12 protein-coding genes, 1 tRNA gene and 1 other RNA gene are annotated in these 13,326 nt (G+C 68.4%); 4 read left to right on the plus strand and 10 right to left on the minus strand.

The annotated features are described in order from the left end of the window. On the plus strand, positions 1–471 hold the full coding sequence (locus Q5696_RS01815) for a DUF4190 domain-containing protein (protein ID WP_305093539.1): 471 nt from the start codon (positions 1–3) through the stop codon (positions 469–471). A 10-nt stretch (positions 472–481) separates the two neighbouring features. On the opposite strand, the gene Q5696_RS01820 is transcribed toward Q5696_RS01815, so the two are convergent. From Q5696_RS01820 to gluQRS, 3 genes are all read right to left on the minus strand, one after another. After that, positions 482–1,243 (minus strand): queuosine precursor transporter, encoded by a 762-nt coding sequence (locus Q5696_RS01820; RefSeq protein WP_305095103.1) that lies wholly within the window; start codon positions 1,241–1,243, stop codon positions 482–484. A gap of 135 nt (positions 1,244–1,378) precedes the next feature. Then, a complete protein-coding gene (locus Q5696_RS01825; protein WP_305093540.1) occupies positions 1,379–2,317 on the minus strand; it encodes a DUF2189 domain-containing protein in 939 nt (312 codons plus the stop codon). 100 nt (positions 2,318–2,417) lie between these two features. Continuing rightward, entirely contained in the window at positions 2,418–3,332 is a 915-nt protein-coding gene (gluQRS, locus tag Q5696_RS01830) for a tRNA glutamyl-Q(34) synthetase GluQRS (protein WP_305093541.1), read from the minus strand. 194 nt (positions 3,333–3,526) lie between these two features. Between gluQRS and ctaD the strand changes: the two genes are divergently transcribed. Beyond that, positions 3,527–5,320: an aa3-type cytochrome oxidase subunit I gene (gene ctaD, locus Q5696_RS01835; RefSeq protein WP_305093542.1), complete on the plus strand. Its 1,794-nt coding sequence runs from the start codon at positions 3,527–3,529 to the stop codon at positions 5,318–5,320. Between the two features lie 19 nt (positions 5,321–5,339). On the opposite strand, the gene Q5696_RS01840 is transcribed toward ctaD, so the two are convergent. The 6 genes from Q5696_RS01840 to Q5696_RS01865 form a co-directional block, all read right to left on the minus strand. Next, positions 5,340–5,897, minus strand: coding sequence for a TIGR03086 family metal-binding protein (locus Q5696_RS01840; RefSeq protein WP_305093543.1), 558 nt, complete (start codon positions 5,895–5,897; stop codon positions 5,340–5,342). Continuing rightward, positions 5,894–6,718, minus strand: a complete 825-nt coding sequence (locus Q5696_RS01845; protein WP_305093544.1) for a helix-turn-helix domain-containing protein — start codon at positions 6,716–6,718, stop codon at positions 5,894–5,896. The genes Q5696_RS01840 and Q5696_RS01845 overlap by 4 nt, the downstream gene beginning before the upstream one ends. A gap of 10 nt (positions 6,719–6,728) precedes the next feature. Beyond that, positions 6,729–7,808 (minus strand): ABC transporter ATP-binding protein, encoded by a 1,080-nt coding sequence (locus Q5696_RS01850; RefSeq protein ID WP_305093545.1) that lies wholly within the window; start codon positions 7,806–7,808, stop codon positions 6,729–6,731. Next, entirely contained in the window at positions 7,805–9,361 is a 1,557-nt protein-coding gene (locus Q5696_RS01855) for an ABC transporter permease (protein WP_305093546.1), read from the minus strand. Before Q5696_RS01855 ends, Q5696_RS01850 begins: the two co-directional genes overlap by 4 nt. Next, positions 9,345–10,382, minus strand: a complete 1,038-nt coding sequence (locus tag Q5696_RS01860; RefSeq protein ID WP_370654897.1) for an iron ABC transporter substrate-binding protein — start codon at positions 10,380–10,382, stop codon at positions 9,345–9,347. Before Q5696_RS01860 ends, Q5696_RS01855 begins: the two co-directional genes overlap by 17 nt. Before the next feature lie 210 nt (positions 10,383–10,592). Beyond that, a tRNA-Ser gene (locus Q5696_RS01865) sits at positions 10,593–10,680 on the minus strand. 95 nt (positions 10,681–10,775) lie between these two features. On the opposite strand from Q5696_RS01865, the gene ffs reads away from it, so the two are divergent. Further along, an RNA gene (gene ffs, locus Q5696_RS01870) (signal recognition particle sRNA small type) lies at positions 10,776–10,870 on the plus strand. Between the two features lie 43 nt (positions 10,871–10,913). Next, positions 10,914–12,206 (plus strand): aspartate aminotransferase type Ic, encoded by a 1,293-nt coding sequence (locus tag Q5696_RS01875; RefSeq protein WP_305093548.1) that lies wholly within the window; start codon positions 10,914–10,916, stop codon positions 12,204–12,206. Between the two features lie 62 nt (positions 12,207–12,268). On the opposite strand, the gene fepB is transcribed toward Q5696_RS01875, so the two are convergent. Continuing rightward, a complete protein-coding gene (fepB, locus tag Q5696_RS01880; RefSeq protein WP_305093549.1) occupies positions 12,269–13,297 on the minus strand; it encodes a Fe2+-enterobactin ABC transporter substrate-binding protein in 1,029 nt (342 codons plus the stop codon). Positions 13,298–13,326: the final 29 nt, after the last annotated feature.

Below are 13,326 nucleotides of genomic sequence, written 5' to 3' on the forward strand. Positions count from 1 at the left end.
ATGACGACTCACGGGGACGGTCCCGTCGATCCTGCGCAGCAGCCTCCGGCGGGCGGATTCCCGCAGTTTCCGGGCCCGGGGTTCGGGCCCGGCCCCCAGTACGGGCCGCCACCGCAGTTCGGGCAGCCGCAGCAGTTCGGGACGCCCGGGTACGGACAGCCCCAGCCGTACGGGCAGATGCCGCCGTCGTATCCGACGGCACCGTACGGCGGGTATCCGCAGCATCCGGTGCCGGTCGGTACGAACGGTCTCGCGATCGGGTCGCTGATCGCGTCCAGCCTGGGCTTCTTCTACGGGTTTCCCGCGCTCGTCGGGATCGTCCTGGGTGTTCTGGCGCTCGGCCAGATCAAGCGGACCGGTCAGCAGGGACGCGGTCTGGCGATCGCGGGGATCGTGGTGGGCGGCGTGTTCGTCACCCTGTTCCTCGTTTTCCTGATCTTCGTGCTCGTCGCCGTCGCGAACGGGTATTGACGGCCGATCGTCAGGGCAGCCGGCCGTCGGGCAGTGGCGCGTAGCCGGGTTCGTGTTTCTTCACGTACGCGATCACCCGGTACGTCACCGGCATGACGAGGATCTCGACGAGCGTCTTCCACACGAATCCGATGATCACGTAGTTGACGAAGTCCGACCACGTGGAGATGCCGATCGCGCCGGCCGCGATGGAGCAGAAGATGAGGGTGTCGGCGAATTCGCCGACGACGGTGGAGCCGATCAGCCGCGCCCACAGGTGCTTCTCGCGGGTGCGTTCCTTGATGAGGACGAGGACGGCGGAGTTGAGGAGCTGTCCGACGAGGTAGCCGGCGAGCCCGGCGATCAGGATGCGCGGTACGACACCGACGACGGCGTCGAATGCGGCTTCGTTCTCGTAGAAGTCGGCGGCCGGCAACTGCTGGGTGAGCCAGAAGCTGCCGGTGGCCAGCAGCATGGAGCCGAAGCCGATGTAGATGGCGCGGCGGGTGGCCTTGAATCCGTACACCTCGCTGAGGACGTCACCGACGACGTACGCGAGGGGGAACAGGAAGAAGCCGCCGTCGGTGATGATCGGCAGGACCTGGAACGGGCCGACGGTGACGTCGTGTCCGGTGAAGAAGGCGACGCCCTTGGTCGCGCAGATATTGGAGATCAGCAGTGTCACCGCGAACAGGGCCACCAGGGTGGCGTAGTGGCCGCGGCTGACGAGTGCGAAGGCGGCCGGATCGGACGCCGCGGGTGGCCGGGACTGCGGGGATTGCGGGGACTGCACTGACTCTGTCACCGCGCCATCCAAGCACCCGCGGTGGTGTGACGTGACCCGTCCCCCCCGCCCGTGCCCGTTTTGTGCATGTAGCGCGGTCCCGGACCGGGTCCGAGCCGCGCTACATGCACAAAACGGGAGGTACTACTGGTAGACGGGGCCGCCGACGGTGACGCGGTACGCGTACGTGGAGGCGAGGATGGTGACCGGGATGGTCACGAGCAGGCCCACGAAGCACAGCAGGGTGCCGACGATGTTGAGGCCGAACAGCGCGAGCGCGAGCAGCAGCAGAGTGCTCCAGTTCGACGCGATCGCCCCGAAGCTGGACTTGATCGCGGTGATCGCGTCCTGGTCCTGGTCGACGACGAACTCGAGCGTCCACCACGTCAGGAACGCGATGACGAGACCCGGGATGACGAGCAGGACGAAGCCGATACCGGTCATCACGCCCACGAGGAAGCTCGCGAGGATGATCGCGCCGACGTTCTTGAACTCGAAGAACGATGCGAAGCCGGGCGGGCGGCCGTCGGTTTCGTGCAGAGCGCCGCGGATGAGAGCGGCCGAGATCAGGTAGCCGACGACGATCGAGACGATGTTCCCGATGATCTGCCACAGGCTGAACGAGGCCGACAGGTCGGTGAGGTCGTCGGTGTCCCGCCCGATACTCCACGGCAGCGAGACGACGATCGAGATCACCGCGGCGACGACCAGGATGCCGACCCAGACGCCTGCATTGGCCGTGAACTTCTTCCAGCCGTAGGAGATGGCGGCGCCCACGGACAGGCCGCCGGGCGGGGGGCCGACGGGACGCTGCCCGAAACCGGAGTCGAACGCCGGCGGGGGTGGGGGATAGTTCCCGGGCGGCGGCGGGAATCCGCCCTGCGCTCCCGGAGGCGGCGGGAAGCCGCCCGGTGGAGGCGGCGGATAGTTGCCGGACGGGGGCGGCGGATAGTTGCCGGGCGGGGGTGGTGGGTAACTGCCGGGCGGCGGCGGGTAGTTCCCGGGTGGGGGAGTGGCGCCGGGCTGCTGACCGCTGTCACCACCGTCGGGGGTCTGGTTCGGATCGTGTCCACCAGTGGTCATGGCTGTACCTGGTTTTCGTCGTGGATCGGCCAATGTCGGGCGTGCGATCCCACACCCTACGTGGCAATCGGTTGGTTTTGTGGGAGCTACGCCGGGGTCTTCACGACGGAAAGATCCACGGTTCGCGTGGCAGCGTGCGGGGATCCCAGCGGTCGAGAAGTTGTTCGACGGTGACGGTCTCGCCTTCCGCTGCCAGGCCCAGCGACGACGCGAGGACGGAGAGGACGTCGGCGGGGGTGCGGCCGAGGGCCTGCTGGTCGGCGAGGGTGACGGCGCCGTCGCGTTTGGCGAGACGTTTGCCGTCGGAATTGAGGGCGAGCGGGACGTGCGCGTACGTCGGGGCGGGCAGGTCGAGCAGTCCGGCCAGGTAGGCCTGGCGGGGCGCCGACGACAGCAGGTCGTCGCCGCGTACCACCTGGTCGATGCCCTGGGCGGCGTCGTCGACGACGACCGCGAGGTTGTAGGCGGGGATGCCGTCGCCGCGTCGCAGGACGAGGTCGTCGACCGTTCCGGTGTAGTGGCCGTGGAGTTCGTCGTGGACGGTGAAGGTGTCGGTACCGGCCCGCAGGCGGATCGCTGGTGGGCGCCCACCGGCTCGCCGTTCGTCGCGTTCCTCTGGGGTGAGGTTGCGGCACGTGCCCGGGTAGGCGCCGGCGGGTGCGTGGGGTGCAGCCGCCGCTTCGAGGATTTCCTTTCGCGTACAGAAACATTCGTAGGTCAGGCCGGCGCGGTGCAGGCGGGTGATGGCGGCGTCGTACAGGGGGAGCCGTGCGGACTGGTGGACGACGTCGCCGTCCCAGTCGAGGCCGATCGCGGCGAGGTCGTCGAGCTGCCGCTGCTGCGCTCCGGGCCGGACCCGGTCGAGATCCTCGACCCGGACGACGAAGCGGCGTCCGGTGCTGCGGGCGAACAGCCAGGCGAGCAGGGCCGTACGGAGATTGCCGAGATGCAGATCGCCCGACGGACTCGGAGCGAAACGTCCTGTATGCGCTGCATTGTCGGCATTGTTCGGCATCGTTGCAGCCTACCGAGCGGTGCCGGGGCGGTACGCGTGGGAATCCGTAGCCAACCGTCGGGGGAAGGCGTAGCGTCCAGGGTGCTGAGTCCGTGCCGGTTGCGGGCCTGTCCCGAGCGTGCCCGCAGGTCTGGGCCGGCACCGACCTCGAGGGAGCGTGCCCGGAGACGGGCCTGCGAGTTCAGGAGGTCCCGGTGGCGACTGTCTCATCCGAACCTGTTGCGGCCCGGCCCTATCCGCCGAGGCGAGGGCGTAAGGGCGAGTTCGTCTACAAGATGATCACGACCACGGATCCCAAGCAGCTGGGGATCATGTACCTGGTCACGTCGATGGCCTTCTTCATGTTCGGTGGACTGCTGGCGCTGCTGATGCGCATCGAGTTGGCCCGGCCGGGCCTGCAGTTCCTGTCGAACGAGCAGTTCAACCAGCTGTTCACCATGCACGGCACGATCATGCTGCTGCTGTATGCGACGCCGATCGTGTTCGGTTTCGCGAATTACATTCTGCCGCTGCAGATCGGCGCGCCCGATGTGGCGTTCCCGCGGCTGAACGCGTTCAGCTACTGGGCGTACCTGTTCGGTGGACTGATCGCCGTGGCCGGTTTCGTCACTCCCGGTGGTGCCGCCGATTTCGGGTGGACGGGCTACGCGCCACTGTCGGACATCGTGCATTCGCCCGGAGTGGGGGCGAATCTGTGGATCACCGGTCTGGCGGTCGCCGGTCTCGGCACGATCCTCGGTGCGGTCAACATGATCACCACCGTCGTGTGCCTGCGGGCCCCGGGTATGACGATGTTCCGGATGCCGATCTTCACGTGGAACATCTTCATCACGAGCATCCTGATCCTGCTGGTGTTCCCGTTGTTGACCGCGGCCCTGATGGGGCTGTTCGTGGACCGGGTGCTCGGTGCGCACCTGTTCGACCCGGCGACCGGCGGAGCTCTGTTGTGGCAGCATCTGTTCTGGTTCTTCGGCCACCCCGAGGTGTATGTGGTCGCGCTGCCGTTCTTCGGCATCGTGTCGGAGATCTTCCCGGTGTTCTCCCGTAAGCCGATCTTCGGCTACACGGGGCTGGTGTACGCGACGATCGCGATCTCGGCGCTGTCGGTCGCGGTGTGGGCGCACCACATGTACGCCACGGGAGCCGTTCTGCTGCCGTTCTTCTCGTTCATGACATTCCTCATCGCCGTGCCGACCGGCGTGAAGTTCTTCAACTGGATCGGCACCATGTGGCGCGGCCACCTCACGTTCGAGACACCGATGCTGTTCTCGCTGGGGTTCCTGGTGACGTTCCTGTTCGGTGGCCTGTCGGGCGTGCTGCTCGCGTCCCCGCCGCTGGACTTCCACGTCACCGACACCTATTTCGTGGTCGCACACTTCCACTACGTGCTGTTCGGCACCATCGTGTTCGCCACCTACGCGGGCATCTACTTCTGGTTCCCGAAGATGACCGGCCGCCTCATGGACGAACGGTTGGGTAAGTGGCACTTCTGGTTGACGTTCGTCGGCTTCCACACCACGTTCCTGGTGCAGCACTGGCTCGGCAACGAGGGCATGCCGCGCCGCTACGCCGACTACCTGCCCACCGACGGGTTCACCACACTGAACACGGTGTCGTCGATCGGTGCGTTCATCCTCGGGTCCTCGCTGATCCCGTTCGTGTGGAACGTGTTCAAGAGCTACCGGTACGGGCAGGTCGTCACCGTCGACGACCCGTGGGGTTACGGAAACTCCCTCGAGTGGGCGACGAGTTGCCCGCCGCCGCGGCACAACTTCACCGAGCTGCCCCGGATCCGTTCGGAGCGCCCGGCGTTCGAGCTGCACTACCCGCACATGGTCGAGCGGATGCGTGCCGAAGCGCACGTCGGTCCGGGATCCGCGAAACATCAACTGGCGAGCGTCGTCGAGAGCAGCGATCGTGGGGTGGACGGCGACCGCACCCTGCCGCCGGAAGGCGAAGACCGCGCCCGGCCCGGCAGCGACACCTAGCGCCACCGGGCCGGGCGGTTCAGGCGCGACGGCCGAGGAGCGCGAGCAGCCGAGTCTGCCGGTCCGCGTCGGGGGACACCTCGAGTGCCGGTCCGCACACGCCGTCGGAGTGGATGGCGTCACCGAGCTGTGCGATCACCTCGTCGAGCAGATCGAGATCCTGGTCGGGGATCGTCTCGCCGAGGCCCGCCGCCCGGGCGATGTCCCAGCCGTGGACGACCAGATCGAAGCAGTAGAACGTCCGGAACGTGGATGCCAAATCGGTGCGCCCGAAGTGTCCGTCGTACTCGAGTGTCGCCTTCGCGGGGTCGTCGAGGATCGCCTGGACGGCGTCGCGGGTGTGCCGCCATGCGGCGACCGGATCCGTCGTGACGGGCGGGCCGTCCGGGACGGACAGTCCGACGACCCCGACCATCTGCTTCTGGCTGTCGACGACATGGGAGAGCACGTCACGGGTGGTCCAGCCGTCGCACGGGGACGAGGCGTCCCAGCGGTCGGCGGGGACGGCGTCGACGCGGTCGGTGAAGGTGTCGGCGACACGGCGGTACAGGTCTGCGGTGGTCTCGATGGTGGTCATGCCGCCGATTCTTCCGCCGCGCGGACGGTGTCGTCTTGAATCGATCGGACATCGGTGGGCCGGGTGGCGAGGACGGAGGCGCCGCCGTGCCAGTCGGGTGCCTCGCTCGCCAACAGCGCGGTCGGGGTGAGGGAGGCGATGCGCCGGCATTCGCGGGACAGGTGGGCCTGGTCGCTGAAGCCCGCGTCGGAGGCCAGCGCGGCAAGTCCACGTCCGGAACTGCTGCGGGCGAGGTTCATGAACCGTTGCAGCCGCAGGATCGCGCGCAACGTCGACGGCCCGTACCCGAAGGCGTCGTTGCAGCGTCGCCGCAGGTGCCGGCCGGTCATCGACGAGGCGTCCGCGAGCTCCTCGACACTCCACGACCGGGTGAACAGGGCGGTGGTGAGGTGCGCAGGAAGGGGATCGGGGTCGGAGCGGCCGGCCAGGAGACATCGCGCGGTGTTCTGCAGGACGGTCAGCCGGGCGGTGGTGCCGTCGGCGTGCTCGAGGCGGTCGACCAGGGTGCGTTCGGCCGCCGACCCGAGGACGTCCGCGAAGCCGACCCGGATGTCGCGGAGGTCGGCGGCCGACGTTCCCAGCGCATGGGAGGCCTGCCCGGGCCGGAACCGGATACCGAACGACTCGGTGCCCGCCGGCAGCGTGAACGACCAGGCCGCCGTCTCGGGGCCGCAGATCCGGACACCCACACCGGGAATCCACAGGACGTCGACGCAGGCGTCCGGCACCAGCAGATGCTGCCCGGTGGTGCGCGCCGACCACGCGCACACGAGGGCGTCGTGCAGGTCCGGAGCGGTGGGAAGCGGTGTGTACCAGCCCATGCCGCTCAGCCTAGGAGCGAGCCCCGGTGTCGCGCTCGCGGACGGGGTCGGCCGTCAACGCTCGGCCCGCGCCGATCACGTCGACGTCCACCCGGGTGCCGACGGCCGGTGTCCGGGTGCTGGCCTGCCGGACCCGGATCTCGGTACCGGAGTCGAGGGTGATGTCGAGCATCGAAGGCGCACCGAGGAATTCGGTGCGGGTCACCGTGCCGGCGCCGGAGCCGTCCGCCACCTCGGTCGCGACGATCTGTTCGGGCCGCAGCATCAGCCGTGCCGGTCCGTGCATGCTGCTGTCGCGCACCGGGATCCGTCCCAGGATGCACGACGCGACACCGTCCGAGATATCGGCCGGCAACAGCACACATTCGCCGAGGAACCGGGCGGTGAAGTCGTCGACGGGCGAGTGGTAGAGCTGTTCGGGGGTGCCGACCTGGGTGAAGCGGCCGGTACGCATCACCGCGACCTGGCTCGCGAACGTCAGCGCCTCCTCCTGGTCGTGGGTGACGAGCAGGGTCGTCACGCCGGCCGCGCCGAGGGTGGCGGCCACCGATTTACGGGTCGTCACCCGCAGTCCGGCGTCGAGGGCACTGAACGGTTCGTCGAGCAGCATCACTTCCGGATCGCGGGCCAGTGCCCGTGCCAACGCGACCCGCTGCTGCTGGCCGCCGGACAGCTCGTGGGGGCGTCGTCGCCCGTACGACGCGTCGAGCGAGACCATCTCGAGCAGTTCGGCGACCCGGCGTTCGGACGCCTTGCGGCCGCGCCACCGTGCACCGGGCAGTCCGTACGCGATGTTCCCGGCGACGGTCAGATGGGGGAAGAGGGCACCGTCCTGGGCGACGTAGCCGACGCGCCGCCGGTGTGCGGGCACCATCCGGTCCCGGCCGGCGACGACGGCGGAGGCGATGGACACCGTCCCGTCGTCGGGGCGTTCGAATCCGGCGATGATCCGGAGCAGGGTGGTTTTGCCGCAGCCCGACGAGCCGACGACGGCGGTGATGGCGCCGTGTGCGACGTCGAGGCTCACCCCGCGCAGCACGTCGGTGGGTCCGAACGACTTCGACACCTGGTCGACCACGATTTCGCTCATGCGCCGGCCGCCTTCCGGGATTGGCTGAACAACAGGTAGGTCATCGGCAACGAGAGGACGATCATCAGCAGGGCGTACGGGGCCGCGGCCGTGTAGTCGAGTTCGCTGGTGAGCGACCAGAATCGGGTCGACAGGGTGCGGGTGCCGTTGGGGGCGAGCAGCAGGGTCGCGGTCAGTTCCGTCGCGATCGCCATGAACACGAGGGCGGCGCCGACGGCGGCGGCCGGCGCGGTCAGCCGTAGCGTCACCTGCAGGAACGTCTGCCACGGCGGCCTGCCGAGGGCCGCCGACGCTTCCTCCAGGCTCACCGGGACCTGGGCGAGACCGGCGCGCAGCGACACCAGCGCCCGCGGCAGGAACATCAGGACGTACGCGACGATCACCATGATCGTGGTCTGGTACAGCGGGTTCGCGTACCGGATGGTGACGGTGATCAACGCGAGTGCGGTGACGATGCCGGGCAGTGAACTGGTGACGTAGTTGGTGCCCTCGACGATCCTACTGAAGGTGCCGGGACGCCGGATCGCCAGCCAGGCGACGGGGAACGCGAGGGCTGTCGCGACCAGGGCGCCGGCCAGGCCGAAGACGAGGGTCTGGGACAGTGCCGGCCACAGCACCGCGTCCTGCCACACGGCGCTGCCGCCGAGCCGCAGCCACCGCACGATGGTCCACAGCGGTACGCCGAGCGCCAGGACGGTCAGTGCGACGAGTGCGAGCGCGGCGGGCACGGCGCCGAACCGGAGCCGGATCCGCGGTGCGGTGCGGGGCGCGCCGGCGCCGATGCGGGCGTAGCGGGCGGATCCGCGGGCCGCGGATTCGGAGACGAGCAGCACCAGGCAGCACACCACGAGGACGCCGGCGAGCATGCTGCCGGCGACGCCGTTGAACGTGGACTGGAACTGTTCGAGGATCGCGGTGGTGAACGTGTCGAATCGCAGCATCGCGAAGGCGCCGTACTCGGCGAGCAGGTGCAGGCCGATCAGCAGTGCCCCGCCGAGAACGGGTAGCCGCAGCTGCGGGAGGACGACCCGGAAGAACACCGACCACGGCCCGGATCCGAGCGCTCGGGCGGATTCCTCGATTGCGGGGTCGAGGCGTCTCAGTGTCGCTGCGACGGGCAGCGCGACCAGCGGGAAGTAGGAGAGGGTGGCGACGAGGACCCCGGACCACAGTCCGTGCAGGGACGGGATCACGGTCACCCAGGCGTAGCTGTTGACGAATGCGGGAACGGCCAGTGGGGCAGCGAGAACCGGCCCCCACCAACGGAATCCGAACACGGTGGTGCGTTCCACGAGCCAGGCCGCTCCGACGCCGAGCGTGACACAGATCGGGAGGGTGACGGCGACGAGGGAGACCGTGTTCACCATGAGTTCGCCGACGCGGGGGCGGAAGATCAGCGCGGACGCCGTCTCCCACCCGACATCGATCGTGGTGACGACGACGTAGCCGAGGGGGATCAGTGTGACGGCCACGAGGGCCGTCACGATCACAGCGAGGAGCAGCGGGGGGCGGGGTCGAGCCCGCCCCCCGAGCCGGTCAGAGGAGACCGGCATCCGTCATCAGCTGGGTGACCTTCTCGCTGTTGAGCTTCGACGGGTCCACGTCCGGGGACTGCAGGTCCGCGAGCGGGACCAGCTTCGGGTTGGCGGCGACACCGCTGCCGACCGGGTACTCGAACGAGGTGCCGGTCTGCAGGATCTCCTGGCCGGCCTTGCCGGTGATGTACTTCAGGAAGGCCTGCGCGGCGGCCTGGTTCTTGCTGGACTGCAGCACGCCACCACCGGAGATGCTGACGAAGGCGCCCGGATCCTCGTTCTTGAAGTAGTGCAGCTCGGTGTTCTTGCTGTTCTCGCCGGTCTTGGCCTGGTCGCCGAACCAGTAGTAGTTGTAGATGATGCCGCCGTCGATCTCGCCGGCGTTGACGGCCTTCATCACGGTGCCGTTGCCCTTGTAGGGGACCGCGTTCTCCTTCATCCCGGCCAGCCACTGCTTCGTGACGTCCTCGCCCTTCAGCTCGAGCAGGGCACTGACGATGGCCTGGAAGTCGGCGCCGGACGGCGATGCGCCCCAGCGGCCCTTCCACTCCGGGTTCTGCAGGTCCAGCAGCGACTTGGGCAGCTGGTCGGCGGTGAGCTTGTCCTTGTTGTAGACGAACACCGTGGAGCGGGCGGCGATGCCGGTCCACTTGCCGGTGGACGGCCGGAACTGCGTCGGTACCTGTTCGAGGGTCGCGGCGTCGATGTCGGCGAACTGTCCGGCGTTCTCGACGAGAGTCATTGCCGGCGAGTTCTCGGTGAGGAAGACGTCGGCGGGGGAGGCCTTCCCCTCGGCGACGATCTGGTTCGCGAGTTCGGTGTCCTTGCCGTTGCGGAGGGTGACCTCGACGCCCGTCTCCGCGGTGAAGCCGTCGACCCATTCCTGGGTGAGCGACTCGTGCTGCGCGTTGTAGACGGTGATGCTGCCGGACGGTGCGCCGGAGGCGGCGGTGGTCGAGGTATCGGTACCGGAGTCCGAGTCGTTCGAGCATGCGGTGAGCCCCACCAGGGTCGACGCGAGGAACGCCGCACCCATCATCCGCTTCCACGTTCTTGCCATGTCGGGCCTCTCGCTGCATACACCGGCGCTTCCGGTGAGGTATGGCTAGCCAACATACAGGGGAGAAGGTGGCGGCAGTCACCTCGCGGCCGCCGTGGGATGTATGTCCCTTTTCCGGGACGTGGTGCGAGAGTGGGGAATCGGGAAAAGGAAAAGCCCCCGGCGACTGAGTCACCGGGGGCTTCCCGTTGGCGGAGGATAGGGGATTTGAACCCCTGAGGGCGTTAACCCAACCCGCGTTCCAGGCGAGCGCCATAGGCCACTAGGCGAATCCTCCGTGGAGGAGCATACCGGGTCCAGGGTCCGGAATGCCAAACCGGGGGTGCGGAGGGGGCCGCCACAACGACGGTCGTGGGTGCCGCTACACTCGTAAGCGGATCCCGCGCGGCGCGCATCCTGTGAACTCCCCCAGGGCCGGAAGGCAGCAAGGGTCAACGGGCTCTGCCGGGTGCGCGGGGTCCCCTATTTCTTCCCCTCCCCGACCGGTCGTGTCGGTGAAAGGCCGCCCGCATGCCTGTGCAAGCCCAAATCGGGTTGATGAGCCATGAAGAACTTCGAGCCGAACTCGAGCGTCAGAAGGCGAAGTACGAGCAGCTCGAGGCGGAGAAACTGAAACTCGACCTCACGCGCGGCAAGCCGGCGCCGGCTCAGCTCGATCTGTCGAACGGCCTGCTCGCGTTGCCGGGTGCCGACGATTTCCGGGACGGTGACGGCACCGACTGCCGCAACTACGGCGGCCTGACGGGCCTGCCGGAACTGCGCGCGATCTTCGGCGAGCTCCTCGGTATCCCGGTGTCGAACCTGATTGCCGGCGGCAACGCGAGCCTCGAGGTCATGCACGACACGATCGTGTTCTCGCTGCTGCACGGCACCCCGGATTCGGTGCGCCCGTGGTCGCAGGAGCCGGTGGTGAAGTTCCTGTGCCCGGCGCCCGGCTACGACCGCCATTTCGCGATCACCGAATCGTTCGGCATCGAGATGATCGCGATCCCGATGCGCGACGACGGCCCCGACATGGTGAAGGTCGCCGAGCTGGTGGCGTCGGATCCGCAGATCAAGGGCATCTGGTGTGTGCCCACCTACTCGAACCCGACCGGTGCGGTCTACTCCGAGGACGTCACCCGGGCGCTGGCGTCGATGCCGGCTGCCGCCCCCGATTTCCGGGTGTACTGGGACAACGCGTACGCGGTGCATCCGCTGGTCGAGCAGTGTGCGCCCGCTCTCGACGTTCTCGGGGCGGCCGCCGCGGCCGGTAACCCGAACCGGGTGCTGGTGTTCGCGTCCACGTCGAAGATCACGTTCGCCGGATCCGGGGTGAGCTTCTTCGGTGCCTCGGACGCCAACCTGGCGTGGTACCAGCAGCACCTGGGCAAGAAGACGATCGGGCCGGACAAGGTCAACCAGCTGCGGCACCTGCGTTTCTTCGGTGACGCCGCCGGGGTCCGCGCCCACATGGACAAGCACCGCGAGATCCTGGCGCCGAAGTTCGCGAAGGTGCTGGAAATCCTCGAGGATCGCCTCGGTGCGGCCAAGGTCGCGTCGTGGACCGAGCCCGAAGGTGGCTACTTCATCAGCCTCGACGTCGTCGACGGCACCGCGAAGCGTGTCATCGAACTCGCGAAGAACGCCGGGATCGCGCTCACCGCGGCCGGTTCCGCGTTCCCGTACAAGCAGGACCCGGACGACCGGAACATCCGCCTCGCCCCGAGCTTCCCGACGATGGACGAGCTCGCCACGGCGATGGACGGTGTCGCCACGTGTGTGCTGCTGGCCGCGGTGGAGCACGCGCTCACCAAGCACTGATCCGGAAACGACGCGAGAGGCCGGGCACCGATCGGTGCCCGGCCTCTCGCGTCGTGTGTCGGTCAGGTCAGGGCGTCCACGATGCGGTCGACGACGTTGTTGGCGCTGTAGTAGTCCAGGCGGAAGCTGTCGTAGTCGAGCGGGTACACCGCGCCGCGCTGCACCGACGGCACAGCCGCGAGGGTCGGATCGGCTTTCAGCCGGTCGACGCCGGGTTGCCGGGCGTTGACGACGAACGTCGTCGTACCGGTCAGGGCGAGCGGGAGGTTCTCCACGTTGACGCTGACGATGTCGGAGCGGCCCGCGGTGGCGCCGGGGCCGGCGATCGTGTCGGGAAGGTCGGCGACGGTGAGGCCGAGACGGGTGGCGAGGCGGCCCTGCGCCGACTCGTCGGTGAAGATCTTCGAATCCTCGGGCGAGTTGTAGGTGAGGATGTTCACCGGTGCGGCGCCGGCGGCCAGTGCGGGCGCGATCGCCTCCTTCGCCCGGTCGACGGTGGTGTCGAACCCGGCGAGCAGTTCCTTCGCCCGGTCCTCCCTGCCGATCGCGGCGGCCAGTTGGGTGGTGAGGTCCTGCCACGACTTGTCCGAGTAGTCGAACAGCAGAGTCGGGGCGATCTTCGACAGCGTCTCGACCTGCTGCGCGGCGGAGTCGGCACCACTGGTGGACACCACGATCAGGTCCGGGGCGGCGGTGGTGATCTTCTCGATGTTCGGTTGTCCCTGGTAGAGCACCTCGACATCGCGTTCGGCGGCGATGTCGGCCCACTGTGTGAACAGGCCGTCGTCGGTGGTGACGGTGCTCTTGGGCTGTGCGCCGGTGCCGATCAGCGGGGCGTCGAGCGACAGCAGGGAGCCTGTCAGGGTGACGCTCGTGGACACGATGCGCTGGGGTTGTGCGTCGAGGGTGACGGGCCCGCGGGCGGTGTCGACGGTGCGGGGCCACTCGCCCGACGTGCTGCTGGTGGTGGTCGTGTCGGCGGCGGTGTCGCCGGACGAGCAGGCCGCGGTGGTGAGGCCGATGGCGAGTGCGCCGAGTGCGACGGCGACGCGGGTGCCGGCGGAACGTCGGTGGAGGGGAGTTCGGGGCAAGGCGATTCCTTGGACGGTCGGGCAGATAC

The sequence above is a fragment of the Prescottella sp. R16 genome (genome assembly GCF_030656875.1).
Lineage (GTDB): Bacteria > Actinomycetota > Actinomycetes > Mycobacteriales > Mycobacteriaceae > Prescottella.

What these genes read in the sequence shown, in the direction of transcription:
- gluQRS (WP_305093541.1), bottom strand. Translation starts at nt 3,332, where the DNA reads ATGCCGAACAATGCCGACAATGCAGCGCATACAGGACGTTTCGCTCCG.
- Q5696_RS01850 (WP_305093545.1), bottom strand. Translation starts at nt 7,808, where the DNA reads ATGAGCGAAATCGTGGTCGACCAGGTGTCGAAGTCGTTCGGACCCACC.
- Q5696_RS01855 (WP_305093546.1), bottom strand. Translation starts at nt 9,361, where the DNA reads ATGCCGGTCTCCTCTGACCGGCTCGGGGGGCGGGCTCGACCCCGCCCC.
- Q5696_RS01875 (WP_305093548.1), top strand. Translation starts at nt 10,914, where the DNA reads ATGCCTGTGCAAGCCCAAATCGGGTTGATGAGCCATGAAGAACTTCGA.
- Q5696_RS01845 (WP_305093544.1), bottom strand. Translation starts at nt 6,718, where the DNA reads ATGGGCTGGTACACACCGCTTCCCACCGCTCCGGACCTGCACGACGCC.
- Q5696_RS01840 (WP_305093543.1), bottom strand. Translation starts at nt 5,897, where the DNA reads ATGACCACCATCGAGACCACCGCAGACCTGTACCGCCGTGTCGCCGAC.
- Q5696_RS01825 (WP_305093540.1), bottom strand. Translation starts at nt 2,317, where the DNA reads ATGACCACTGGTGGACACGATCCGAACCAGACCCCCGACGGTGGTGAC.
- Q5696_RS01815 (WP_305093539.1), top strand. Translation starts at nt 1, where the DNA reads ATGACGACTCACGGGGACGGTCCCGTCGATCCTGCGCAGCAGCCTCCG.
- Q5696_RS01860 (WP_370654897.1), bottom strand. Translation starts at nt 10,382, where the DNA reads ATGATGGGTGCGGCGTTCCTCGCGTCGACCCTGGTGGGGCTCACCGCA.